The organism is Companilactobacillus farciminis KCTC 3681 = DSM 20184 (genome assembly GCF_002706745.1).
GTDB classification, from domain to species: domain Bacteria; phylum Bacillota; class Bacilli; order Lactobacillales; family Lactobacillaceae; genus Companilactobacillus; species Companilactobacillus farciminis.
The window spans coordinates 2,308,977-2,335,327 of record NZ_CP017702.1; the positions used below are offsets into that span (position 1 = coordinate 2,308,977).

General features: G+C 37.5%; 26 protein-coding genes. 16 read left to right on the forward strand and 10 right to left on the reverse strand.

Annotated features, from left to right (window positions below):
* Positions 1-69 precede the first annotated feature (69 nt).
* On the forward strand, positions 70-1,014 hold the full coding sequence (locus LF20184_RS11450) for a DUF1002 domain-containing protein (protein ID WP_010018263.1): 945 nt from the start codon (positions 70-72) through the stop codon (positions 1,012-1,014).
* 137 nt (positions 1,015-1,151) lie between these two features.
* Positions 1,152-3,881, forward strand: a complete 2,730-nt coding sequence (locus tag LF20184_RS11455; RefSeq protein ID WP_010018262.1) for an HAD-IC family P-type ATPase — start codon at positions 1,152-1,154, stop codon at positions 3,879-3,881.
* A gap of 68 nt (positions 3,882-3,949) precedes the next feature.
* On the opposite strand, the gene LF20184_RS11460 is transcribed toward LF20184_RS11455, so the two are convergent.
* Complete coding sequence (locus LF20184_RS11460; protein ID WP_010018261.1) at positions 3,950-4,639, reverse strand: ribonuclease H family protein; 690 nt, start codon at positions 4,637-4,639, stop codon at positions 3,950-3,952.
* 69 nt (positions 4,640-4,708) lie between these two features.
* Here LF20184_RS11460 and LF20184_RS11465 point away from each other — a divergent pair, with 69 nt between their 5' ends.
* From LF20184_RS11465 to cls, 6 genes are all read left to right on the forward strand, one after another.
* Positions 4,709-5,464, forward strand: a complete 756-nt coding sequence (locus LF20184_RS11465; RefSeq protein WP_010018260.1) for an alpha/beta hydrolase — start codon at positions 4,709-4,711, stop codon at positions 5,462-5,464.
* 41 nt (positions 5,465-5,505) lie between these two features.
* Positions 5,506-8,265, forward strand: a complete 2,760-nt coding sequence (locus tag LF20184_RS11470; RefSeq protein WP_029606435.1) for a YhgE/Pip domain-containing protein — start codon at positions 5,506-5,508, stop codon at positions 8,263-8,265.
* A gap of 20 nt (positions 8,266-8,285) precedes the next feature.
* On the forward strand, positions 8,286-8,732 hold the full coding sequence (locus LF20184_RS11475; RefSeq protein ID WP_010018256.1) for a hypothetical protein: 447 nt from the start codon (positions 8,286-8,288) through the stop codon (positions 8,730-8,732).
* A gap of 5 nt (positions 8,733-8,737) precedes the next feature.
* Positions 8,738-9,436 carry a zinc metallopeptidase gene (locus LF20184_RS11480; RefSeq protein WP_010018255.1) on the forward strand — a complete coding sequence of 233 codons (699 nt, stop codon included), beginning with the start codon at positions 8,738-8,740 and terminating at the stop codon, positions 9,434-9,436.
* 236 nt (positions 9,437-9,672) lie between these two features.
* A complete protein-coding gene (locus LF20184_RS13100; RefSeq protein WP_010018254.1) occupies positions 9,673-9,870 on the forward strand; it encodes a hypothetical protein in 198 nt (65 codons plus the stop codon).
* A gap of 132 nt (positions 9,871-10,002) precedes the next feature.
* A complete protein-coding gene (gene cls, locus LF20184_RS11490) occupies positions 10,003-11,469 on the forward strand; it encodes a cardiolipin synthase (protein WP_010018253.1) in 1,467 nt (488 codons plus the stop codon).
* Positions 11,470-11,523: 54 nt separating this feature from the next.
* On the opposite strand, the gene LF20184_RS11495 is transcribed toward cls, so the two are convergent.
* Positions 11,524-12,300, reverse strand: coding sequence for a Fic family protein (locus LF20184_RS11495; RefSeq protein WP_010018251.1), 777 nt, complete (start codon positions 12,298-12,300; stop codon positions 11,524-11,526).
* A 108-nt stretch (positions 12,301-12,408) separates the two neighbouring features.
* Here LF20184_RS11495 and LF20184_RS11500 point away from each other — a divergent pair, with 108 nt between their 5' ends.
* Positions 12,409-13,140 carry a sulfite exporter TauE/SafE family protein gene (locus tag LF20184_RS11500; protein ID WP_010018250.1) on the forward strand — a complete coding sequence of 244 codons (732 nt, stop codon included), beginning with the start codon at positions 12,409-12,411 and terminating at the stop codon, positions 13,138-13,140.
* A gap of 68 nt (positions 13,141-13,208) precedes the next feature.
* On the forward strand, positions 13,209-13,544 hold the full coding sequence (locus LF20184_RS11505) for a hypothetical protein (RefSeq protein WP_010018249.1): 336 nt from the start codon (positions 13,209-13,211) through the stop codon (positions 13,542-13,544).
* 62 nt (positions 13,545-13,606) lie between these two features.
* Here the strand turns inward: LF20184_RS11505 and LF20184_RS11510 are convergent, their stop codons facing one another.
* Positions 13,607-13,870 (reverse strand): hypothetical protein, encoded by a 264-nt coding sequence (locus LF20184_RS11510; RefSeq protein ID WP_010018248.1) that lies wholly within the window; start codon positions 13,868-13,870, stop codon positions 13,607-13,609.
* Between the two features lie 152 nt (positions 13,871-14,022).
* Here LF20184_RS11510 and LF20184_RS11515 point away from each other — a divergent pair, with 152 nt between their 5' ends.
* Positions 14,023-14,673, forward strand: coding sequence for an endonuclease III domain-containing protein (locus tag LF20184_RS11515; RefSeq protein WP_010018247.1), 651 nt, complete (start codon positions 14,023-14,025; stop codon positions 14,671-14,673).
* Here the strand turns inward: LF20184_RS11515 and LF20184_RS11520 are convergent.
* Complete coding sequence (locus LF20184_RS11520) at positions 14,644-15,237, reverse strand: TetR/AcrR family transcriptional regulator (RefSeq protein ID WP_010018246.1); 594 nt, start codon at positions 15,235-15,237, stop codon at positions 14,644-14,646. The two genes, LF20184_RS11515 and LF20184_RS11520, sit on opposite strands and share 30 nt — an antisense overlap.
* A gap of 194 nt (positions 15,238-15,431) precedes the next feature.
* Here LF20184_RS11520 and LF20184_RS11525 point away from each other — a divergent pair, with 194 nt between their 5' ends.
* The 3 genes from LF20184_RS11525 (at position 15,432) to LF20184_RS11535 (ending at position 19,013) form a co-directional block, all read left to right on the forward strand.
* Positions 15,432-16,352: an ABC transporter ATP-binding protein gene (locus tag LF20184_RS11525; RefSeq protein WP_010018245.1), complete on the forward strand. Its 921-nt coding sequence runs from the start codon at positions 15,432-15,434 to the stop codon at positions 16,350-16,352.
* The gene (locus tag LF20184_RS11530) at positions 16,342-17,958 is read left to right on the forward strand and encodes an ABC transporter permease (RefSeq protein ID WP_010018244.1); all 1,617 of its coding nucleotides are present in this window, start codon (positions 16,342-16,344) and stop codon (positions 17,956-17,958) included. The genes LF20184_RS11525 and LF20184_RS11530 overlap by 11 nt, the downstream gene beginning before the upstream one ends.
* A 65-nt stretch (positions 17,959-18,023) precedes the next feature.
* Complete coding sequence (locus tag LF20184_RS11535; protein ID WP_010018243.1) at positions 18,024-19,013, forward strand: aldo/keto reductase; 990 nt, start codon at positions 18,024-18,026, stop codon at positions 19,011-19,013.
* A gap of 51 nt (positions 19,014-19,064) precedes the next feature.
* Here the strand turns inward: LF20184_RS11535 and LF20184_RS11540 are convergent, their stop codons facing one another.
* Both LF20184_RS11540 and LF20184_RS11545 read right to left on the reverse strand, forming a co-directional pair.
* Positions 19,065-20,327, reverse strand: coding sequence for a methionine gamma-lyase family protein (locus LF20184_RS11540; RefSeq protein WP_010018241.1), 1,263 nt, complete (start codon positions 20,325-20,327; stop codon positions 19,065-19,067).
* An 11-nt stretch (positions 20,328-20,338) separates the two neighbouring features.
* Entirely contained in the window at positions 20,339-22,432 is a 2,094-nt protein-coding gene (locus LF20184_RS11545; RefSeq protein WP_010018240.1) for a putative ornithine decarboxylase, read from the reverse strand.
* Positions 22,433-22,682: 250 nt separating this feature from the next.
* Here LF20184_RS11545 and LF20184_RS11550 point away from each other — a divergent pair, with 250 nt between their 5' ends.
* Positions 22,683-24,134 carry an APC family permease gene (locus LF20184_RS11550; RefSeq protein ID WP_010018239.1) on the forward strand — a complete coding sequence of 484 codons (1,452 nt, stop codon included), beginning with the start codon at positions 22,683-22,685 and terminating at the stop codon, positions 24,132-24,134.
* A 295-nt stretch (positions 24,135-24,429) separates the two neighbouring features.
* Here the strand turns inward: LF20184_RS11550 and LF20184_RS11555 are convergent, their stop codons facing one another.
* From LF20184_RS11555 to LF20184_RS11570, 4 genes are all read right to left on the reverse strand, one after another.
* Positions 24,430-24,756 carry a hypothetical protein gene (locus tag LF20184_RS11555; RefSeq protein WP_010018236.1) on the reverse strand — a complete coding sequence of 109 codons (327 nt, stop codon included), beginning with the start codon at positions 24,754-24,756 and terminating at the stop codon, positions 24,430-24,432.
* A 103-nt stretch (positions 24,757-24,859) separates the two neighbouring features.
* Positions 24,860-25,129: a bacteriocin immunity family protein gene (locus LF20184_RS11560; protein WP_010018234.1), complete on the reverse strand. Its 270-nt coding sequence runs from the start codon at positions 25,127-25,129 to the stop codon at positions 24,860-24,862.
* A gap of 28 nt (positions 25,130-25,157) precedes the next feature.
* Complete coding sequence (locus tag LF20184_RS11565) at positions 25,158-25,499, reverse strand: bacteriocin immunity protein (protein ID WP_010018233.1); 342 nt, start codon at positions 25,497-25,499, stop codon at positions 25,158-25,160.
* Between the two features lie 20 nt (positions 25,500-25,519).
* The gene (locus tag LF20184_RS11570) at positions 25,520-25,855 is read right to left on the reverse strand and encodes a bacteriocin immunity family protein (RefSeq protein ID WP_010018232.1); all 336 of its coding nucleotides are present in this window, start codon (positions 25,853-25,855) and stop codon (positions 25,520-25,522) included.
* Between the two features lie 172 nt (positions 25,856-26,027).
* On the opposite strand from LF20184_RS11570, the gene LF20184_RS11575 reads away from it, so the two are divergent.
* Entirely contained in the window at positions 26,028-26,321 is a 294-nt protein-coding gene (locus LF20184_RS11575; RefSeq protein ID WP_010018230.1) for a bacteriocin immunity protein, read from the forward strand.
* Positions 26,322-26,351: the final 30 nt, after the last annotated feature.

The following is a 26,351-nucleotide window of genomic DNA, read 5'->3' on the forward strand; positions in this document are numbered from 1 at the left end:
AAAAAATTGACCATCTTCTCGAATTTTTCACATATATTTGGTTTAATTGGGATTAAGGAGGATTTTACTGTGAAAAAGTTAAATATTATTTTATTGAGTTTAGTATCTGTAATTACTTTGGGAATCTTCACTGCTCAGAGTGTTAAGGCTGATAGTTTAAATGATCAACCGGTAATGACTTTGGGAACATCTTTAACTGATGACCAACGTCAAGGTACTATCAACGCTTTATCTTCACAGATCAGCGACAGTAATTACAAGACAATTACTGTCAATGGCGATACTTTAGTTAAATACTTGAATCCAAGTGGTAGTACTTTTACTAGTAGTTCAGGCGTTTGGTCTTCAGCCTTGATTCAAAAAACTTCATCAGGTTCTGGTATCAACGTCAAAATTGTCGACTACAATGGTAAGAACAACATCACTACTATTACCGCCGACCAATATCGTAATGCTGCTGTTACTGCCGGTATCAGTGATGCCAATATCTACGTAACTTCAGCCACTCCAATCGACGGTTCTGGTGCTTTAGCTGGTATTTACGCCGCTTATGCTAACAGTGGTGATAACTTAAATCAAAGCCAAGTTAACGCTGCTCAAAAAGAAATGAATGTTTTAAGTGGTATTACTGATGCTAATAAAGGAACTGACGGATATTCCGATAAGCAACTAAACAATGCCGTTGCCGGAATCAAATCTGATATGGCCCAAAAAGGCGACAACATCACGGTCAACCAAATTACTACGATCGTAAATAACAACTTGCAAAAGAATAACCTTCAAAACATCATCAATGACAACCAAAAACAACAAATCATCAACTTGATGGTTCAAATTAGAAATTCTGGTGCTTTGAAAAATTCAAACTTCAAAGAGCAAGCTTCTAAATTAAGTAGCGACATCATGAGCAAAGCCAAGAATGTTTTCAACAATCTCAATACTGAAGAAAACCGTAATTTCCTACAAAGAATCTGGGACAGCATCGTTTCCTTCTTCAGTGGTTTGTTCAATTAAACTAAAAACAATCAGCACTTTCACAATAATCAGTGAAGGTGTTGTTTTTTTTAGTCTCTACCATATATAATCAAGTTAATATCATCTTATTAACTTGAGAGATAGATCATATCTAAACAACTAGGAGGAATGACTACATGAAAGACGAAACTGTCTTTGATTCTACTTCATCCGAAAATTCCGATTCGGATCATGTCCCGATACAAAATTCTACAAAAACTTGGCAATTAACCAGTGAACAACTGGCTTCAAAATACCAAACAGATTTGGAAAAAGGTTTAACCAGTGCCGAAGTCAAGCGGCGCCTAGATCGTGATGGTAAAAACGAACTAGAAACCAAGAAAACTTCCAAATTCATGCAATTCATTAAGCAGTTCAACAACAGTATCATCTATATTTTAGCGGCTGCTGCCATTATGACTTTCTTAATGCATCGCTATTCTGATTCAATCGTTATTGGTTTAGTAATTATCGCTAATGCCATCATTGGATACATTCAAGAACGCCAAGCTGGTAATGCTTTGGAAAAAATCCGTGAATTACTAGTGTCTAAGAACTTCGTCTTCCGTGATGATGAAAAATTGGAAATTGACGCTCGTGATCTAGCTGTAGGTGATTTAGTCAACCTAGAAGCTGGTGACGCTGTCCCTGCTGATATGCGTTTGATTTCCGCTGATAACTTGAGTGTTCAAGAATCTGTTTTGACTGGTGAAACTAATCCAGTTGAAAAAATCGAAGAAGCCATCTCTGATGACAAACTTCCTTTAGCTGAAAGAAAGAACATGGTTTACGCTTCAACTGCTGTTACCAAGGGTTCTGGACTCGGTATCGTTGTCGCTACAGCTGGTGATACTGAAATTGGTCAAACTCAAGATTCCGTAGAAAACGTCAAAGAAAAACCAACTCCATTGATGCAAAACTTGAATTCACTTGGTTTTGGCTTATCTGTTGCTATTGTGATTGCTGCGGTAGTCCTATTCATCATCGGTTACTTTATCGATACTTATACCCTACCTACTTTGTTAATTTCTGTAATTACCATGGTCGTAGGTTCAATGCCTGAAGGGTTGCCTGCTAGTACCTCAGTTGTTTTAGCCATGGGTACTCGTAAAATGACTAAGCGTAACGTTATCGTCAAATCCCTTCCCGCTGTTGAAACTTTGGGTGCCGTTGATATCGTTAATACTGATAAAACTGGTACTTTAACTAAAAATGAAATGACCGTTCAAAAAGTCGTTACCCCAAATCACGTCTTCGATGTTACTGGTGTCGGTTATGACGCTGACGGTGGTGTTGATTTTGCTGGTGACTTAAAACTCGGTGGTCAAACTTACGATTGGCAAAAAGATGAACACATGAAAAAACTAGTTCACATTGCTGGTCAAACGACTGATGCTCAATTGCATTTTGAAAATAATCGTTGGGAATTAAACGGTGAACCAACTGATGGTGCCTTAACGACACTTTATCGTAAAATGACTGGTGAAGATCCTGAAGTTGACGAAATCGACTCACTACCATTTGACTCAGCCTTTAGATTCTCTGCTCGTTTGGCAGATTTTGCAGGAAACAGAGTTTTAATGGTCAAAGGTTCTCCTTCAACTATCATGAACCTTTCTAAATCAGACACTGACAAAGACTATTGGAACGACCAAATGAAGAACTTAGCTTCCGATGGTTTGCGTGTGGTTGCTTTAGCTTATCAAGTCGTTGATGATAACTTAGAAGAAATCGACAAAGATAAGATTAAAGACTTAAATCTAGTTGGTTTAGTCGGTATCATCGATCCACCTCGTGAAGAAGCCAGAAAATCAATTCACGAATTACGTATGGCTGGTATCAAGGTCAAAATGATTACTGGTGACCACCCCGATACAGCGATGGCGATTGCCAACAAACTAGATTTGGATTCAGTCGTCCGAGCTATTACAGGTCCTGAAATCGATGCTATGTCTGACGATGAATTGACTGCTAAAATCGATAATTACAATGTTTTTGCCAGAACTACACCAGCTAACAAATTAAGAATCGTTCGTGCTCAACAAGCTAATGGACACGTTGTTTCAATGACTGGTGATGGTGTCAACGATGCTCCTGCCTTGAAACAAGCTGACATTGGTGTCGCTATGGGTATCAAGGGTACCGAAGTTGCCAAAGAATCTGCCAATATGGTTTTAGCTGATGATGACTTTGCTGATATCGTAGTGGCTGTTCGTGAAGGTCGACACGTCTTCGATAATATCCGTAAGACCATTCGTTTCCTACTACCTACTAGTTTTGCTGAAGGTTTGATCGTGGTAATCAGTATTTTGCTTGGTCAAGACTTGCCACTTTATCCTGCTCAATTGCTTTGGATCAACATGGTTTCTGCCTTAACGATCCAATTTGCCTTTATTTTCGAACCACCAGAATCTGGAATCATGGCTCGTGGTCCTAGAAATGTTAAAGCTGGTTTGCTGACGAAATTAGATACCTTCGAAATCGTCTACGTTTCAGCGTTGATCTCTGGATTGGGAATTTGGGCTTTTGATATGTTGACTCGCCAAGGATTGCCTGAAGTTATCGGTAGTACGATGGCTCTTAACATCATTATCTTCGGTAAAATTTTCTATCTCTTTAATCTAAGAAATAATTATCCAGTTATTTCTAAATACTTCTTCCAAAACAAGATGGCCTTTTACATCATTGGAATCTTGATCTTGTTGCAAATGGGAATTATTTATCTACCATTCATGCAAGACATCTTCCACACAACTAATATCAACTTCTGGTATGGTTGGGGAATTCCAATTATCGCCGGATTTATTGTTCTGATCGTAACTGAAATCGGTAAATTTATCCGTGTACGTGTTTTGAGAAAAGCTTAGTTCTATCTCAATTAATCAAAATAAATAGCCTTGTTAGATTGTAAAACTACATTCTAACAAGGCTATTTTTACATTTTATCCATGGTTTCGTTCAGCAATTCATCAACTCGATTATTTCCAACATTAGTTGCATGTCCTTTAGTCCACTCGAAAGTTTTTTTCGGAACGGTTGGTAATAACTGGTCTAGCTGTTTCCACAATTCAACATTTGCCAAAGCACTGCCGTCGGCCTTTTTGAAGCCTCTTCTTTTCCAACCATTTAACCAATTTTTAGTAATGGCATTTAGGACATATTGAGAATCTAAGACAAATATCGCATTTTGTTGGTTGATTTTCAGGTCATTTAATCGAATAATACTCTGAATTAGGGCCATTATCTCCATGCGGTTATTAGTTGCTCCAAATTCACCCGCGGTTCCTTCATATGTTTGACCATTATTACTGATGTGATAAGCCCAAGCAGCTTTATCATCAGTTCTGACATGACCGCCTTTAACATTGCCGTGATTTCGTGATCCGCCATCGGTGTAGATCACCACGTCAAAGTCATCAATATTTGATGCTTTGGTTACCTTTTTGGGAGAACTCTTCTTATTATTGTAGGAATCTGTTCCCGTTAAAAATTTTTCTGCCTCTGCTCGACTCGTGAAACTTTTGTATCTGGCATTGGCAAATCCATCGACTTGTTTCTTACACTCAGGCCATGTTAAATAGATGCCTGGCTTTTTTCCTTTTCTTACTGCATAATATTTTTGCAATTGTCATACCTCATTTGGTTAAAATTTCTCAATAATAATTATATAATAATATCTTGTTGGGGTGAATTTATGAAAAAGGGACAATGGCCGATACTCTACATTCACGGATTTCGTGGTGGAGACTATACGACTCAAAAAATGATTGAATCAGCTTTGAAATGCAACGGAAAAAAATCAGACCAGTTTCTCAAAGCTATTATTAACTGGCGTGGTAAAGTTACATATGAAGGAACTTGGACTGACGACGAACATCCAATCGTGCAGGTTGTCTTCCAAAACAAGTGGGTTGGCAGTAACCAAATGGAATATTGGTTAGTGAAACTCTTATTTGATTTACGCTTAAAACACGAATTTACTACATATGACGCAATCGGGCACTCACTTGGAGCTGTCGCCTTAGTTTTAGTCAATCTAAGGGAAAAGTTGCGTCCTTATATGCCACGACTCAAAAAATTAGTACTCATTGCAGGACCTTTCAATGGAATTCTTGGACTAGGTGATCTTCCCAACGTCAATCGAGTTCGTCCTAATGGTCGCCCTGCTTTCATGAGTCCTACATATTTTAGAATATTTATGAATAAAAACAACATTTCAGATGACCTACGAGTTTTAAATATTTTTGGAAACGTCGGTGACCACTCGAATAGCGATAAATACATTTCGGTCACTTCAGCCAAATCCATCTCATATATTCTCAAGCCTCGAGTAAAAGAATATAACGAATATTTAATTAAAGGTACTAATGCAGAACATTCAATGCTTCACGATGATTCTGAAATTTTAAATACGGTCAACGGTTTCATTTACTATAATCCGTTATCGTAACGTTATATAATGGCATTGCGCCGTTTAGTTTTTAGAGAGATTTGGAGGGGATTTCTATCAAAGCTTGGGAGCTATTTAGACTAGATATAAAGAGGACTTTACACTCAAAACCCGCCACTTTACTGATGTTGGCTATGATTATTTTGCCATGTTTGTACTGTTGGTTTAACGTTTGGGCGTTATGGGACCCATATTCAAACACCAGTGGACTAAAAGTTGCTGTTTATTCCGATGATCAAGCCGTCAAAGTTGAGGGACAAAAGATTGAAATCGGTGATCAATTAATCGACAACTTGAAGAAAAACCACAAATTAGGTTGGACTTTCGTTGATTCTAAGAAAGAACTCGACCAAGGTGTTAAAGATGGTTCTTATTACGCCGGTATTTATGTGCCTAAAAAGTTCTCACGTGACATCATTAGTTTCTTGTCAGGACACATTAAGAAGCCAACTTTGGTCTTCTCGGTCAACCAGAAAATCAATGCGATTGCCCCGAAATTGACAGAAACCGGGGCGACGACCTTACAAACGACTATCTCCAGCGAATTCATGGGGACTATTAGTAAAACCATTACGAAAGTTCTGAATAAATCTGGAGTCGATATTCAGCACAATTTACCAATGTTAAGACGTCTGTCTTCCTTATTAGTCACAACTGACGATAATTTGCCTGAATTACAAAACATCATGGATAAAGTGCAATACGCCAATACCATGGTGCCAAATTTAAATAATAAACTACAACAAGTCAACGACATGTACGGTTATTTGCCACTGCTCAATCAGGATGCGCAAAAACTAACCAACATCAACAACTTCTTACCATTAGCTGATGCTGGTGGTACTGCGGCCAAAGACTTGCAAACTAAAATCCCTGAAATTCAAAGTGCCGGTTCACAGATCAATGAAATCGATGGTGACTTCGGTCAAATTTCTAACTTAATGGCTACTAGTATCAATCAAGTAGAAAATGGTATTCAAGTTCTTACCAAAGTTCAAAACGTCATCCCAGACATTCAACAACTTGGTGAAGATGCCCAAAATGCTACTAACAAAGTCAATAACGAATTGATTCCAAAGATTCAAAAGGCTTTACCTGTTATCAAATCAACTGTCGATACTGGTTTATCCATGGTTTACAACATTGCTAAGCAAATCAGCAATTCCTTGGAAAACGCCAATACTTTGATCGATAAAATCAAAAATGATCCAACTAATGAACAATTAAAAGAACAACTCAAGACAGTTCTTGAAAATGTTGCCAGTGATGCTACACAACTAGCTCAAGTCAGTCGCCAAATTGCTTCATCATTGAGTGATTTACAAGACTTGTTCAATCGTTTGGCTCAAGACTTAGGGCATGATCAAATTACTATTTTTGACAAACCTATCAAGCACCTAAACGATTTAGCCGCTCTCAATGAAACGCTTGCTGACAAAGCTAACGACATCGTCAATAACTATCAAGATCTCGATACGACCCAACTTCAAGATAAACTTTCTGAATTGCAATCACAATCCGACAAGATTGCCAGTGGTGTCGCCGAAATCAAAGATCTTAATATTATCGATAGCGTCTCTGATACCGTTACTAACATCAGTACCTTCTTAAAAGACGCTGGTTCAGCACTTGATGACGTCAACAACAATATCATCCCTGCTATTCCAGGACTTTTGAACAATACTCAAGGTGTCTTACAAACAGCTTTGACTTACCTTCAAAAGTATCAAAAACAATTGCCAGCCGTTGGTAACGAGATTCATGACGCCAACCAATTGTTAAACGGTAACATGGGAAATATTGTAACTGGTATTAATTTAGTCAATGATTTTTATAATAACGACTATCCTACTTTGAAGAAGAAACTTTCTACAGCTACCTTCTTCGTGCAATATCAATTACCACAAATCGAGAACGAATTAACGACTACTTTAAACCTAGTCAATTCTAAGACTCCTCAACTAGAACAAGCTCTATCTGCTGCTAACGACTTCGCTCAAAACGATTGGCCACAGTTGAAGAAAGACGTTCACCATTCTGCAACTATGCTCAAGAAGGGTGAAAAGGATGTTGATTTAGGCGCTATTATCAAATTAATGAAGTCTGACGCCGAAAAGGAATCTGATTTCTTCGCTAACCCAGTTAAATTGAAACAAGATAACCTTTACGACGTGCCAAATTATGGTTCTGCCAGTGCTCCATTCTACCTTGCCTTGTGTATCTGGGTTGGTGCTTTGTTGCTATCCAGTGTCTTCACAGTTCATTTCAAGTTGAATGACCGTCAAAAATACCGTTATAGCTTCAAGCAAAGATTCAATGGTCGTTATTTGACCTTCGGATTCTTAAATCAACTACAAGCTATCTCAGCTGCTCTAGGTAACATCTTCATCTTGCACGCCTACACGAAACAAAAAATCTGGTTAATACTATTCTGTATGCTGGTAAGTTTTGTCTTCATTTCAATTCTTTATTCGCTAGTTCAGATGTTTGGAACAGTTGGTAAAGGATTAGGTATTATCATACTGGTGCTATCAATTTCTGGTGCCGGCGGTAACTTCCCTGTTGTCCTTTCCGATGGATTCTTCAGAGTTATCAACCCATACTTGCCATTTACCTATGCGGTCGACCTGATTCGTGAAGCCGTCGGTGGAATTTATTGGCCTAACGCCACAAAAGATATTATTATATTGTTGGCATTCGGAATTGGTTTCTACTTGTTAGGTCTTCTAACGACAGAAAAATTGAAGCCATTCATGCACAAGCTTCACAAGAGTGCCAAGAAGAGTATGATCATCGAATAATTTTGATTAGAGGGAAATAAATGTCAGATATAAAAATGAAATCCTATCGACCTTTCATTACGAAAAGTTTCTTCTGGGATTTTCCAACACATTTTAATCTTAAAGAAGTCAGTCATTTTCTAGACTTAGAGATCGATCCAACGACTAAGTATATTTCTGATAGTGCCAAAACTATCATGCGTAACGACGGGATTTATTGGTTATTACAAAGAAAGCATACTGAAAAAATCAGTGCTTTAATTTCTCTAAGCGACTTGGATCTAGACAATCAAAAAGCAGCCTTAATGGTCACTTTTAAAGATGTCACAGATGCCGAAAAACAAGAAATTTCCCAAAGACTGTTAGTATTTTTGAAAGACCAAATTTCTCTTCAAACTATTGAAATCAATCAATTAGATCGTATTGTTCAAGAAAACTTCACAAATAATGGATATAATGTAATAAATAATACATTAAAGAGGAGTTAACTTATATGTACGGATATGGTTACGGTTTTGGTCCCAGCTATTTATTGATAATCATTGGTTTAGTTATCAGTTTGTGGGCATCATGGTACGTCAATCATAATTTCAAAAAATATGATCAATTCACCAGTCATCACGGAATCAGTGGTGCTGATGCTGCAAGGTTCATTTTGGACAATGCTGGGTTACAAAATATTCAAATCAACAAAGTCAGTGGTAATTTGACCGATAATTACAATCCTGGCAATAAAACATTGAATCTTTCTGAATCAACTTATGACTCTACTTCAGTTGCGGCGATTGGGGTTGCTGCTCACGAATGTGGACATGCGATTCAAGATCAAACTAGTTACGTGCCTATGCGTGTGAGAGCTGCCTTAGTTCCCGCTGTTAATCTTGGTTCTAACGCTTCGATTCCTTTGATCATCGTCGGTGCCTTGCTAGGTATGAACCATACTTTGATTACAATCGGTATTTGGTTATTCGCCTTAGTTGTTTTATTCCAAGTAGTTACCTTGCCAGTTGAATTCAATGCTTCTGGTCGTGCTATTAAGATTTTGAGCTCAGGTGAAATGCTCGACAGCGATGAAGTTCCCATGGTTAAACAAGTACTTTTCTCAGCTGCTTTAACTTATGTCGCCGCTGCTATTTCAACTGCTCTACAACTACTACGTTTAATTATTATCTTCGGTGATAACCGTAATTAAATAAATTAACATTTATGAGGAATCATGATTCGATATCGTGATTCCTCTTTTTTGATTTTGCTTGATAGAAGTGGGATGAAAGCGGTGTTATAATATTCTTAGGATTTAAATGCATGCTCGAATTATTCCTAGACTTCTTTCTACGAGATATAGACGAACCTACCTAAAAATTCCACATACACGACGTCCTGGTTGAGCTTATTCAATGTATATCAAATAATGAAGGAGTGACTTCTATGTTCCATTCGTATTTGAAATTAGGCCCCAGAGATGGAGTAATGTTGATTTCGGTTATCATTATGCTAGTTTTAACATTGATTTTTAAATGGTCGGTATGGGAATTCTCATTATCTATTATTGCGATCATAGTTGCATTTTTAGCTGGCAGAATGAAACCAAATGAGAAGAAAGTACTTGCTTTCTTGAAAAAATAGCTCAAATTCTTATTATCAAAAAAAGCCCATAAATTGGGCTTTTTTTATTTTATTTTAAAACTCTAAAAATTAGATTTTATGAGCATTTTGAAGTAAACTTTCTAGTAAGAATAATAGAGGGGAATTTATTTTATGATTGATATTTGGATCATTTGGCTAATTCTCATTATCTTACTAGTCAATACAATTTCAGCACTGATCACTGTCTTCCACAGGCCTCGTAATATCGTTACTACTTGGGCTTGGATTTTAGTTCTCGTGTTATTACCAATTGTCGGATTCCTTATATATGCTTTCTTGGGTCGTGGGATTGCTCAAGAAAAAATCTTCAATATTAGCCGACAAGAACATTACAGTTTAAGCCAACTAAAGAAAATGGCCATAGCTGCTCAAAAGCGTCCTCAAAACGCCTCTCGTTACGATGAGACGCGTTATGCCGACCATATAATAAGCTTCTTCAATGAGACCGAAGAAGCGCCACTAACGCGTCACAATGAGATTGAGCTATTCTTTGATGGGCAAGAAAAGTTCAAAAACATGTTTGAAGATATCAAAAAAGCCAAAGAAACTGTTCACGTGGAATACTACGCTTTTATCAAGAGTAATATCGGTGATCAGTTCTTAGACTTATTAACTCAAAAAGCCAAAGAAGGTCTCGAAGTCAGAATCCTTTATGATCCATGGGGTTCTGGTGGAACTAAGCCTAAATACTTCAAGAAATTCCAAGCCGCTGGTGGTGAAGTTTTACCATTTATCACCTCTAAAAATGTGATTGCTAAAACTCGTTTGAACTATCACTTGCACAGAAAAATCGTTGTTATCGATGGTACAATTGGTTGGATCGGTGGATTCAACGTTGGTGATCAATACGTCAACACTACTGAGAAATTCGGTTATTGGCGTGATACCCATTCAAGAATCTTCGGTGCCGCTACATTGTTGTTACAAGAGCGTTTCTTCCGTGACTGGAATGCTTCTCTAGACCGCAGTGCTGAACCGTTAGAGTTCTTGGAAAAATACTTCCCATCTGATAAATTCAATACCGATGCTAACTTACCTATCCAAATCATTTCTGACGGGCCAGATAACCGTGAAGAAATCCTAAAAGATGGTTTCATCGATATGATTGTCAGTGCCAAGAAGAGTGTCTGGATTCAATCACCTTACTTAGTACCTGACGATGCTATGTTCACTGCCCTAACGATTGCTGCAAGGTCTGGGGTCGACGTCAGGATCATGATTCCATGTATGCCTGATCACCCATTTATCTATCGTGCAACTCAATATTATGCTAATTTACTAACGACTTACGGAATCAAAATTTATAGTTATCAAAAAGGTTTCTTACATGCCAAAACATCTGTCTTTGATGATAAAATATGTTCTGTAGGTTCAATGAATCACGACTTCAGAAGTTACTCACTGAACTTTGAAGCTAACGCCTTTATTTACGATGCCAAAGTCGCACATCAAATTACTCGTTCCATCAAAAAAGATATGGATGACTCAATTCTTTTGACACCAGAAATTATCAAAGAACAAGGTATGTGGCTCCACTTTAAACAAAGATTTTCACGACTCTTATCACCAATTCTGTAGAGAATATCACAAAAGAGGACCAAGTCTAACTTGGCCCTCTTATTTTTGAGAATTCTATTTTTTATCAGATCTAAATTCTTCTTTAACTTTGATAGTTGGAGATATAGATTGGGCTTGCTTTTCAGCATCTGTTAATGGTGCTTTCAAATGCGCAGTTCTTTCTTTATCAGTAGGTAACAAACTAAGCATATGTTCAAAAGCTCTTTCTTCTTGAGTAGAATCGTCAGCCTTATAATATCTCATCAAAGAAATTGTAAATTCAGCTCGATCCAAATCGTTGAATGGCAAAGTCAAATAATTCTCGTCTTCCCAAGTATCAAAGGCAGCATTTGCTGCAATTAAAGCCGTTCTCTTATTACCATCCTGGAAGGGTTGCAATTTAGCTAAACTAGCAAATACTTTCCAAGCATCTTTTTCTGATTTATTAGATTTATTAAAAATCTCCACGATTTCTTGTAGATCTTGACGAGTAACTACTGCTGGTGGTCTGTAATAATCGTTTACTGAAGAATTAGGGGCAGTCGCAATCGCAATGGCATCGTCTGAATTGTAGTATTCATTTCTTAAATGACCGGGCAAATCAGGTTCTTCTTCAGAGGGTGAATCAAAACTTTTATTAATGGCAATGATTCCATCAACGTTAAAACCTATTTTTTTGATAGCCTTGATGCCAGACAACGCATCCTCAAAGATTGCCACATCATCATTATTTTGATTCAAGGGTTTACTAGAACCAATGTCCAAGGCTCGTTTAGTTTGTGCAACTGTACTGCCATAACCATTCAAGCTTCCTAAAGAAGTGATGAATCTTGCCAATCTAGTGTTATCCATTTTGTTATCTCCCTTCTGCTATTTTTACTTATCTTGGAGCCATTATATCAAAGAGAATTTTTCTATAACAATATTATAGACATCATCTATTAAGAAAGGATAAATTTAATGACTTACTTTATCGTAGTTTTAATCGCCTTATTTGGAGCTTTGATGCGGACTGTTTTTGGATTCGGTGAAGCTCTAGTTACCATGCCGTTACTAGCTTTGATAGCCTTTGACTTACAAACTTCAACTGCTTTGATTGGAGCCTTAGGTTTGATCGTAGCAGTTCCAGTAGCTTTGAAATATCGCCAACACATCGATTTAGCAACTCTCAAACGACTAGTTATCGGTTCAATTTTGGGAATTCCCGTTGGTATTTTGATTATCAAGCTCGGTTCTCCACAAATCATCATGAAAGTATTAGGGAGTTTTATCGTAATTTATGGTGTATACAATCTCTATGCTTTAAAACGTCAAAAGACTTCTAATTTAAAAATTAATGATAAATACGATTATCTAGCTGGAATCGTTTCGGGAATTTTGGGTGCTTCATTTAACAGCCACGGCGTTCCCATCGTTGTCTACGGTACAGCTAAAAAATGGGACGCTGACAAATTACGTGGCATCTTACAAGGGCATTTCGTCTGCGTCGGTAGTTTGGTCGTTTTGAGTCAATTAGCTTCTGGTATGTGGAATATTGAAGTTGTCAAATTGCTCGCAATGGTCATCCCTTTATTGTTAATCGTGATACCACTAGGAAATTGGATCAATTCAAAAATCGACAGCCAGCATTTTACTAAGTACGTTTACATGGTCTTGATTATTTTTGGATTAATTTTATTGCTAAAACGTTGATTTTTTGTAGTTAGAAATTTCTCTTTACGTTATACTTACTGCACAAATTATTACAAAAGGGGAAATCTATGAACGAAACTGGAAGAGCCGTACCAAATGAAATCAAAGGTTGGAACTGGGGAGCCTTTATGTTTAATTTTATCTGGGGAATTGGTAACAAAACCTATTTACCACTACTCTGCTTGATTCCAATTTTTAACATTTTTTGGATCTTCGTCGTTGGATTTAAGGGTAACACTTGGGCTTGGCAAAAAGGCAACTATAGCGATGTGGAAACTTTTAAAGCGGTTCAAGCAACTTGGAATCGTGCCGGAATATTCCAATTCGCCCTTGCCGTATTAGTAGTACTTCTTTACTTCTTCATCTTTGCGGCAATGATTGGTTCACTTTTATCTGATTATTAACAAAAAGGACTTCGCCAGAATGTATTACACTCTAGTGAAGTCCTTTTTTGATAGAATAAATTCTATTCATATATTCGATTAACGACTTTTTGATGGTATAAATCGTTTCCCTGTCCCCAGAAAATAAAGCTTAGTGAAACGTATACGACCGCTAAAATGACGTTTAAAACATCAAATTTCATGTAATTAGTTAACATTAAACTAATTATGAAAATAATTGAAATTACTGGTTCGATAGCTCCCAACCAAACGTGTGAATTATTTGCTAAAACATATTTCTCAAGGATTAGAGACGTAATAGAACCTATAACAAAAATAATACCCATAATAATTACACCCCCATAATTAATCAGCGTATATTATCGTATCACAATTATTTTTCTGAAATAATCGCAAAAGCTCATGAAAACGTATCCAAGTGAAAATGTACCCTTTTTTAACCGACATATTGGATAATTAACTTCTGGGGGAAATAACTTTGTACACACAAATTGATATTTATGAACTACTAAACTTACTGACTAAAAAGCTCGGACCACAAAACTGGTGGCCAGCTGAAAAAACTGAAGAAATGCTTTCGGGAATGATTTTGATCCAAAATACTAACTCAAAGAACGTCGCTAAATCATTAGATAACCTCAAAAAAGCAACTGACTTTGAAGCTGACAAAATTTTGCAATTATCCGCTGCTGACTTAGAACAATTAATTCAACCTAGTGGGTTCTTCCACAATAAGGCTATCTACTTACGTTCACTCTTAACTGCCTACGTGAATGATTTCGACGAATGGGAAAAACTTCCCACCAATCTTCTTCGCAAAAAACTACTCGCTCTCAAAGGTATCGGCAACGAAACAGCTGACGTGTTACTGCTCTACTACTTCCATCGCCCTGTCTTTGTAGCCGACAACTACGCCATGAAACTCTTCACTCAACTGCATACTTTTACAAAACGGCCCACTTACATGCAGCTTAAAAATGCCGTTCAAAAGGACTTCAAAATGGATTCTAAACAAGCTGAAGAATTGCACGCTTTAATCGATGAATTCGGCAAACTCAAGAGTGACTATTTTCGTGATTATCAACTATTATTGCCAGGTTTAACGACCTATAATTCCGTAAAAGAATAGGTGGATGATGTCCTTTTCGTGATTTTTTAAGGCTACGACAGCATTTTCACCAGCATTCATTGAATAATTAACAAACAGATCCAAGAAAATCATTGCACCCTCATTAGTTACCTCGTCACTCAAAATCCCTTCTTGGCGTCCTTGATCCAACAACTTAAACCAGAAATTACGTTTGTATTGGTTATAGACTTTTACAACACTGTTATCACCATTTTGACTACTGAATTCTCGCTGTAAAAACATCGCAAAATCATCATTGATGTCATCAGCTAAACTCGAACCACTATTCATCATTGTTTTCATCTTTTCGACAAATGACAGTGAGTCATCATCCAACAATTTGTCATATTCTGAATAACCGTCAACAATTAATTTAATAATAACTTCTCGTCCTAAAGCTACTTTACTAGGAAAATACTTATACAACGTCACTTGAGAAGACTGTGCCTCTTTAGCAATATTTGCTATGGAGGTTTTTTTATAGCCTTTTTCCAAAAATACTTTGGTTGCTGCATTTAAAATTGTCTGTCTTTTATCTTTTTTACGTTTTAAATTATTAGTCATAATAAATTCCTCGAAAAATTTTTTATTAAATATTTCAGTTTTTGGCTTAATCTATCAATCTTTCTAAAATCGACTCCCAAAATAGTTCAAAAGCCCATTATTCCGCGATTGACAAGCATAATACCCAGTTTTAATATACTCGGTAAATAGTGAACTATTCAAGAATTATATTTCATTTTTAGAGGTAAATTATTATGTTTAATCAACCAAAACCAACTTTACATGTCAATCACCTTCAAAAGAGATTCGGCAAATTTCAAGCCTTAAAAAATATTACTTTTGATATTTATCCCGGGGAAGTCTTTGGATTTATCGGACCCAATGGTGCTGGGAAATCAACCACGATTCGGACTCTTCTCGGAATCTTGCGGGCATCTGGCGGTAGAGCAACAATCTTTGGACGTGATGTTTTCAAGGATGCCGTCAAAATTCATCAGCATCTAGCCTACGTTCCCGGTGATGTTTACTTGTGGCCTAATCTGACCGGTGGTGAAATCATCGACCTGTTTTTAAAACTCAGCCACAATAGTCACACTCAAAAAACTGACGAGTTAATTAAAAGATTCCAACTCGACCCTACTAAGAAAGCTCGTACTTACTCCAAAGGTAATCGTCAAAAAGTCGCCTTGATTGCGGCCTTATCGACAGAAGCTCAGTTGTATATTTTCGATGAACCTACTTCCGGATTAGATCCTTTGAATGAAGAAGTTTTCCAACAAGAAGTGCTCAAGCTCAAACAAGCTGGCAAAGCTGTTTTACTGTCGAGTCACATCTTATCCGAAGTAGAAAAAATGTGTGACCGAATCGGCATTATTCGTAACGGTGAAATCGTCGAAACTGGCACATTGGAACAAATGAGACATCTGACTAGGACTGTCATCAAAGTCCAGACTGCCGAACCTACCCCTGAACTGCCAACTTTAATTGGTGTTCATAACGTCGTTATGGAAAACAATGGTAGCCAAACTCTAGCCGTCGATTCCGACCATTTGGATGCTGTAATGGATTACTTATCTAAGAAGCAAATCCTCTCTATCCAAGCTACACCACCAACTCTAGAAGATTTATTCCTTCGTTATTATGATTCCAACGAGGTGGATCAACATGCAAACTAAAAGATTCCAAAAAATTCTTTTCTTAACCAAATTTAATTTCAAACGTGACTGGTTCAAACTATCACTCTGGGCTTTAGTCTTGATAGCTCTATTCGTTGGCGTTGCTGGTAAATTCACTAGTCTTTATGGTTCAAAAGCTGGCATCGACCAAATAGTTAAAACCCTCAAAACTCCAGCAATGGTCTCCCTCTTTGGGAAAATGCCTCAAGGTCCTTACACTAGTGCTGACGTCTTTGCAGCTGAAATGACCGTCTTTATGGCTATCTTTGCCATCATTATGAACTACTACTTCGTAATCAAAAATACCCGTGGTGAAGAAGAATCCGGCGTTTTAGAATTGATTCAAGCACACGCAGTCGGTCGGATGTCACATTTAGCAGCGGTTTTGATCGAAAGCTTCGTTTTAAATTTTGGCATTGGTCTGATTTACGCTATCGGACTACAATTCGCTGGTTTATCTGGAACTGATACTAACGGTAATTTCTTATTGGGTATCGGATTAGGTGCAACTGGTTTCATGTTCGCTACTGTGGCCGCCGTGGTAGCTCAGTTGAGTGACAATTCACGTTCCGCAACGATACTCGCTTATTTAATTTTTGCGGTAATGTACATTGCTAGAATGATTACCGACGTTACGCATCCCAAATACACTTGGTTTGTTCCTTTAGGTTGGGTCGAAAAGTTCTCCACTTATCAAGATAACAACTGGTTGCCAGTCCTTTTTATGCTCGTAGTTTCAACGATTTTGATAATCCTAGCCTTTTATCTCAATGGACATCGTGACATCGGTTCTGGCTTGATTGCTACTAGACCGGGACGAAAAAGCGCCAGTTTCTTCTTACGTGGACCAATTTCATTATTGTGGCGCCTCAATCGAATCAGCATTTTAGTTTGGTTCTTCGGAATTATGATTTTAGGCATGACTTATGGCTCAATTTTTAACACTATCGGAGATATTCTCAAAACCAATCCGATGTTTAGTCAATTATTAGATACCAAAGCCATTGACACCGCTAATTTGTTGTTAATCAAACAGTTTATTGGCGTTTTGATTATCGTCTTTGCCGTTTTAGCCTTGATTCCTGGCATTTCCCTAATCAATTATTTAAAAACAGGTGAAAATAAAGGTTACTTAGAAATCATTCATTCAAAACCTACTAGTCGATTCAGACTATTTTCTTCTGTAACTTTGGTCGCATTCATTACTAGTATTGCGGTCCTATTCGCTGGTATTTTGGGATTATACCTTGGTGGTAACGCCGTTATGGATCAACCTTTGAAATTTGATCTCTTCTGGAATTGTTTCATCGGCTACTTGTCTCCAACTCTAATCATGCTTGGTATTTCAACCTGTCTACTAGGCTGGATACCTAAATTAGTCAGTTTAAATTATGGTTATTTAATCGTCGGATTCTTTGTAAAATACTTCGGCAAGCTGTTAAAACTACCTGATTGGACTGAAAAAATCACACCTTTTGGCTTCATCGATAAGGTCCCCGTTCACAATTTCGACGTGGCAACTTTTGGGTGGCAATTGCTCATCGCCGTTATTTTAATCGTTGTCGGTTATCTCGGTTACAGAAGACGCGACTTAATTAGTGGCTAGTTAATTGCGTAACCGTTTGCAGTGATTTATCATTTAGTTAATTCAGTAGTTGAAAGGATGATTAGATGTATACAGCTTCAGATAATCGTTACCAAGGACCAGTGCGCCATGCTGGAAACTCTGGTCTAGTTTTACCACCAATTTCTCTAGGATTGTGGCGCCATTATGGCAGTGCCGATCCACTAGCCGACCGCAAGAAAGTTTTGCTACATGCTTTTGACCGTGGTGTCTTCCACTTCGATGTTGCTAACCACTATGGTGACGGCGACTTCGGTAGTTCAGAAAGATTGCTCGGACAAGTTTTGAACACTGATTTAAAACCATATCGTGACGAATTAGTAATTTCTACCAAAATTGGCTATGAAATTCACGATGGACCTTTTGGTACCGGTACTTCTAGAAAAGCTCTCCTTCAAGGAATCGACTCTTCTCTAGAACGCCTTAACTTGGATTATGTCGATGTACTTTACGCTCACCGTTATGACGACCAAACACCAATCTATGAAACTGTTCGTGCCCTTGATGATATCGTCAAATCTGGTAAGGCATTGTACGTTGGAGTTTCAAATTTTGAAGTTCCCCAGATGAAAGAAGCACTCAAACTATTCAAAGAACTCGGCACACCAGTCGTCTTGAACCAAATGAGTATGAATTTGTTAAATGACCACGTTGATACTAGCGGTTTAAGAGATGTTCTAAAAAACGGCGGCGTTGGTGCTATTGCCTACGGGCCACTATGTGAAGGACTATTATCCGACCGCTATTTAGATGGATTAACTGATGACTTCAAGATTCATCCAACTAACAAAGCCCTATTAGCCAATGGTAAAGATGCCTTAGTTGCTAAACTAAATGAGTTAAATGACATCGCCCAAAACCGTAATCAAACCTTGAGTCAAATGTCACTAGCATGGCTTTTAAGAGATCCTGTCGTATCAAGTGTAATTATCGGAACTACTAGCGTAAAACACTTAGACGACAATTTAGATACCATCAACAAGCTAGATTTCACTGATGATGAAGTTGCAGCTATCGAAAAAATCATTAAGAAATAACAAAACCCCGACGGAACTCAATTACTGAATTCTATCGGGGCTTTATTTTATCTATTTATAAAATGTTTCTCTAACTGCTTGTGTAATTGCGATTTGAACGTGTGCATATGACAAACCACCTTGAATATATAGTGAATATGGTGGTCTGATTGGTCCATCAGATGATAACTCGATAGTTGAACCTTCAACGAAACTACCTGAAGCCATAACGACGTCATCTTCATAGCCATCTTGGTGACTAGGAATTGGATCAACGAAAGAATTCATTGGTGAATAGTGTTGAATGGCAGCACAGAACTTAACCATTGGATCTGGATCACCGAAGGAAACTGTTTGAACGATATCTGTTCTTGGAGCATCCCACTTAGGTGAAACATTCATGCCCATTTCTTCGCACAAAGCTGAAGTGAAGATCATACCTTTCAAGGCTTCACCAGTCGTATGAGCGGCCATGAAGAATCCTTGATAGAAGTCACGCAAGTAACCCCAAGTAGCACCTTCACCTTTACCAGCACCAGGAACTGTCAAACGTGAACCGGCACCGTCAACTAAGTCTTCACGACCAACGATGTAAGCACCACTCTTAACTAAACCAGCTCCAGCATTCTTGTAAAGTGAACCAGCCATGATATCAGCACCGTAGAAAGTTGGTTCTTCTTTTTCTGAAAATTCACCGTAACAATTATCGATGAAGACGTTGACGTCAGGACGAATTGATTTAACGAATTTGATCATCTTGGCAATTTTTTCAACTGTGAAACTATCTCGAACGGCGTAACCACGAGAACGTTGAATAGCAACCACTTTGATGGATTCATCTTGTAAGTCTTTTTTGGCTTGATCATAGTCAACTGAACCATCATCTAGTAATCCAGTCGCTTTGAAATCAATCCCGTATTCCTTCATGTTGCCGCGCTTGTTTCCAGCTAAACCGATAACTTCTTGGATCGTATCGTAAGGAGTTCCTGTTAAATAATAAAGCGTATTGCCGGGACGCAACATACTGAACAAAGCTGTTGAAATAGCGTGTGTTCCTGAAGCAAATTGAGGACGAACTAAGGCGTCGTCAACTTTGAAATAGTCAGCGTAAATTGCTTCAATTTTGTCACGGCCGATATCATCGTAACCATAACCAGTTGATGGTACTAAATCCTCTTCCCCAACACGGTGCTTTCTAAATAAGTTCAAAACTCGTTGTTGATTGTACAAAACTTGTTGGTCAATCTCCTCTAGACGTGGTTGAATCAACCTTTCTACTTTAGCAACTTTGTTCTTTAAATCTTCTGGTAAATCATCTGTCCATGATAATGACATAATAAACTCCCTCAATAATTATTTTTTAAAACTTCCGCTTGTACAGAAATTGTTCCGTCCGCATTCTTATCCCAATATACACCTTGAATTTCTGGCACAAAACCAGGAAAACGTTCGATAGCTCCAACGAGATCTTCAAAATACTTCAAATCGACATCTTGCCATTTTTCACCAGGTGCCACAATGAAGACTCCGGGAGGGTATGGCAATGCCCCTTCGACTGCAATTCGACCTTTGATATCCTTCAAATCAACCAATTCACTCTGATTTTTCATGAACAATCTATCTGCTTGAGCCGGTGTCATCTCGTAATTTTGCATGTCCTTTTTGGCAAACAATTCCTTTTGAAGAGTAAAAGTCTTGTTTTGACGATAGTAGTCATGCATCTCTTGGCACAACTGTTTCAAAGTATAACCTTGATAACGTTTTGGATATTGTTGCGCTAATCTTGGCAAAACTTCTGTTAATGGAGCATCGGCCAAATACAAACGCTCAAATTCCAAAAAGGCCTCTAATAGTATATCTAATTCTTCCCTTGAATCGCCAGGAGTTAGTAGGAATAATAATGAATTCAAATCATCTTTGGCACGGATAATTCGTTTCTCCATCAAAAATTCCGCTACTACTGGACCAGGAATCCCTGAATCTTGATATTGAGCATTTTTGATATCGACCCCCGGCGTTATAACGGTAATTTTCAGTGGGTCGATCATTGCTTGTCCGTCAGCAATTTTTTTGAAACCATGCCAATTATCGCTACTCTTCAAATTCCAATACTCACTGTGAGTAGCTAAATCATCGGTACTGATCTGCAAGAAGTTATCGGGAACTAAAGGTTTAAATAATTTAGACTTCTGTAACAACTGCTTACGCCATTCAATACCCAAACGTAAAGTTTCATCCCACCAATTCTTATTACCTTGACCAGCTGTCAAATAGGCGTTGACTGTCAAAGAAGCGTAAATTGGATAAGAATAACTAGATGTGACGAATTTCAAATAAGCGTTGTTGAAATGTTTATGGTCGACATAACGAGCTTGGCCTTTCAGATGGGCATCTTTTTTCAAAATCTGTGAAGTTTGCGCAAGTCCTGCCTGTTGTTTGTGTAATGATTGCGTTACTAAGATTCCTGGATCATCTGGTCCGTATTCCAACGATAATGGTGAGAGATGTTTCATGATAGGCACGAATTGTTCAAATCCACCCCATGCGCAGTCGAACAAAATGTAATCGCAGAGATGGCCGATTTTATCAATTATCCATTGTGCATCGTAGAAAACACCATCGTATGTTTCTAATTGTAAGATTGCTAATCTAAAAGGACGCTTGGCTTGAGCTCTTTTAGGATCAACTTTACTGATTTCTTTACGTAATTTATCTTCGTCTAAGGCTTCAGGATTCATTTCTCCAATCAAACCCAAAGGATTACGATCAGTTGGCACATAGACTGGCTTGGCCCCACTCATCACCAAAGCACTGTTGTAAAGCGACTTGTGATTATTGCGGTCAAATAAAACTAAATCATCTTCAGATAACAAGGCACTGGCACAAATCGAATTAGAGCTGGTTGTCCCATTAGTACAAAAATAAACTTTATCGGCGTTATACGTTTGCGCGGCCTTTTGTTCAGCCGTCAGTGGAGTTCCTTCGTGAGTCATCGTATCGCCCAATTCAGCGACAGTATCGGACGTATCGGCGAACATTAAATTCTTACCGAAGAAACGATTGAAGACTACACCAGCTGGATGTTTTTCATAGTATTGACCGTTATGGTGTCCCGGAGTTGTAAAACTGATTGGTTTGTCTTCCGCAAAGTTGATCAAGTCGCTCAAAAAGCCTGGTACCATCTTAGTTTGATAGTCATTTGCTAGTTGTAGCGCCTTAACCGTAACGTCAGTCTTCCCATCAGTTGTAATAATAGGAATGCCTAGACCTGATGTTTCTTGTAGATTTTTGGCGACTGACAAATTCTTTTGATCGTGTTCATTCAAGACGATTGCTGCTAATTCTGAAGCAGTGGCGTTTTCTGTAAATGAAACTATCTCAAAATCAGTCGAATCGCTGATTATCACATCATTTCCGATGGCAATTTTCAGAAAATTCATAATTTCCTCCTATTATTTTAATGTTTTTTCAAAAAAGTATTGCAAATGATATATAAATACTTATAATTTTCTGGGTATGTTTTTTTCATTTTAGCAATATTATTTATGAAAATTTATTACGGCATTGATTATATCTACACATTGGAGTCATAACAAGTGAAATTCAACAGTTCTTTACTTACATTAAAGCCCCCAAATCGTTGGAGTCTACTAACACAAGACTTTTACACGAATTCGGGGGAAAATAAAATTGGAATCTTTAGAACCAAATAAAAAGCACTATTTAAGTTGGCCGGTCATTGCCTTGATCGACTTCGTTACTATCATCAGTTTTGAAAACATCTTTTATCCATTTCAAAACCAAGGACTATCTGTGGTCATCTCATGGATTTTCCTACTCTTCGCCTACGTTATTCCTTACGCTTTGATTTCCAGTCAAATGAGTTTAACGTTGGACAATCAAGCCGGAGGTTTAGCTTCATGGGTTCGTCATTCCAGTAATAACACTCTAGGTTATTGGACTTCTTGGATGTATTGGGTTCAAAGTGTGCCCTACATCGTCGATGTTTCTAACTCGGTTATCGTTTCATTCAGTTGGATGTTCTTAGGTAACAATACTTTAGATAAAAGAATGTCAACTTTCTGGTTTGGAATCCTAACTTTTGCTATCATTTTGATCTTTATCTTATTAGAAAATGTTATCAAAAACTCACTAGAAATCCTTTCACTAATTGGTGGAGGTGCCATGTTCATCATGTCAGCTTTGTTCGTTCTATTAGCTGGCTACGCTGTTTTACACGGCCACCATATCGCTACACAACCTTTCAACTGGGGAGCTTTCAAGCCTAACTTTAGTCTGAAATACTTCTCAACAACTGGATTATTGATTTTTGCCATGTCCGGGGCTGAACTAGCTGCGCCATACGTCGTTCAAATGCGTGATCCTAAACACGAATTTCCCAAAGCTATGTGGCTACTTGCTATCATGACTGGATTCTTGACTATCTTTGGTACTTTGGCCTTAGCAATGTTCTTCAACGCCAACCACATTCCACATGATTTCAAGATGAACGGTCCTTACTATGCCTTCCAATTATTGGGTAACAGTTTGGGTGTCGGTAAATTATTGATGTACATCTTTGCGGTCGTTCAAGCAATCTTCATGATGGCTCAATTAGCTGTCTTGCTCGATGCTTCCAGTCGTGTCTTTGCCGGTGATGTCGCTGACAAGTTCATGCCTAAGTGGTTGACTAAGAAAAATAAGAATGGTCGTCCTGTTCACAGTTACACGATGACAACTGGTTTGAGTTTGTTCCTATTATTGCTAACAGGTACTTTGCCAAATATCAACACTATTTATAACTGGTTGTTAAATATCAACGGAATCATTTCACCATATAAAACTTGTTGGGTTTTCTTCGCCTTCGTTGCTATGAGAATGCACCAAGACAAGTTCCATTCAGATTATACTTTCATCAAAAATAAAACTGGCGCTTTGATCGTCGGTGGTTGGTGTCTAGCCTTTACCTTCATCTGTGCTACTTTAGGATTCATCCCTCAAGAAGCTAAGTTCGGTACTGGTGCTTTCAATCATCAACTTCTACTAAACTTCATTACTGTTATCGTCTTATTCGGACTAGGCTTCGTTATGCCATGGTTACGAAAACGCGAGCAACGTCGTGAAGGTATGGAATTAAGTTAATATTCCGGACTAGATCCTACGTTCTTTCTTTACTTGGATACAAAACAATTGAGATATTATTGTCCATGTGTACAATGTATTAATAGAGAGGTTCACTTATGACTGATAAAAATGGCATGACTAGTTCGGATAAAGAACTTTTAAAAATTGTTAATGAACTAATCAAAGAAAACAAAAATGTCTTGAAAAGATTGGAACAATTATAATACCTAGTTCGATTACCAGGTATTCATTATAGACAGAATCAAAAGGGCAGAACTGCTAACAATTGTGTTAGTGGCTCTGCCTTTTTGATTTACCTATGGAATAGATTCAAAAGCGTATAAGCTAGAGAATTATCAGATGGTCCCTTTTTCATATTAACAATTGCGGACCAGTTTTTTCTCGTTTCTGTATTAAAAGAAACATTTCCATTAGCGATCTTTAAACTAATCTGTTGGACTAAATCATGAACCAAGTTATCAAACACTAAACCCTGACATTTTTCCCTTGATAATTTGAATATCCCATCGTTTAATAGTTTTATTATTTGTTGATTCGTTTCATTGTTAATGTTTAGTAAAAGATCTTGCTGAAACTCAATCAATAGTTTTAACATTTTCTGTTGCTGATTATACTTCATCCTTCACACCCCAATTACCTTTCCAAACCAGATTTTATTGGCAACATTTAAAATCAAAAAGCAGGACTGCTAACAACTGCGTTAGTGGTTCTGCTTTTTTGTACTAAGAGATGATTGAAATGTTATCGCGTCCTCCATATCCTAAGTACACTCTGGATAATTCAGTAAAAAACGGTACAACATCAGGTGATAGCTGCTTTTTTAATGACAATAGTGACAATTGTATTTTAAGTTTTCCAGCCACAGCTTCACTATCTTGACCTTTGGAAATCTTTTGTTTAGCTTCTACAAATATCTTTCTTTCCGAATCTGATACGTTATCGGACATGATCAATTCATCCATTCTTGACCAAATTAATTCTTTTTTATCCATAATTAGTCCTTCTTTTTAAAAATGCTATTTAGCGTCGAGGCATTTTTTCAAACAACCCGTAAAACTGAGATTTATCGTCAAAGCTAGCTCGATTCCGACCATTAAGTCCCGATTTTTTAGACAAGTCACCTAATCGGATCAACAACTTATCTTCTTCTCTGGAAAATGGAACTCTACTAAAAGCTTCCATATAAATATAATTCACTAATCTACTAAGCCATGCTTCAGGATTCTTCACCACATCTAATTTCATATAAACTTGACTCAAAACATCCGTTATATTCAACAAATAAGGTGATTGATCAGGATGCGAATGTAACGAATTGTACAATTCATGAATTACTTTTTTGGTTGTATCTATATCTAACATTAACTATCTCCTTTAAATATTTACTCTAAATAACTATTATTGATTCCGATATATCCAAGATTAGTTCCAATAGGTTTTAATTTTATGAGAATTGGGTAAATAGTATCGTAAAATTGTGATGCTTCAGTTGTTAATCCCTTATTTCTCAAGGCTAACTGCTGAAAACTAACCACGATTTGATTTAGAACTGCCACAATATATCTACCTTTTTCCAAATCCTTTTTTGCCATAAGTCCTATTTTTCTTTCGCTGGTAGAAATATTAGGATTCAAGACAAAATCATACAGATCACTTAATACTAATTCTTCCTCTTTATTGTTGGACATACTGTTAAAAGTACTACCAACAACCATCATAGACGATAACCGCAGACCATCCGTGATTTAAAAGTTAAACTCATTTTACGTTATCAAAGGTGTTATAACAGTTGCTATATTTTTATTCCCCGCGTATCATCCTTGTCGGATGTAATGATATCTACTAATACAATTATAACAAATATTAAATTTCCACTTTGGAGGGCACAATATGAAGAAATTAAAATGGTTTGTTGGCGGTAAAGACCGCAGCGAGGTGGCAATCTCAATTATTGACGATCTACTAGATAATTTGGATGATGACACAACTAAACCACTCCAAGAAGTATTAACTGATTTCAAAATTGAATTAGAAAAAAGGGAGTCCGCCGTTCCCTATATCCTCAGCCGCATGAATCTAACAATCTCAACAACCATGCACAAAAACGGCATCACTTTACCTAAAGATCAACAAGAAAAGTTGCAACAATTAACTCAATTATCAAGTATTTATTATGGGTACTAAAATTCAAGACAAAAAAATCCACTACTCAGG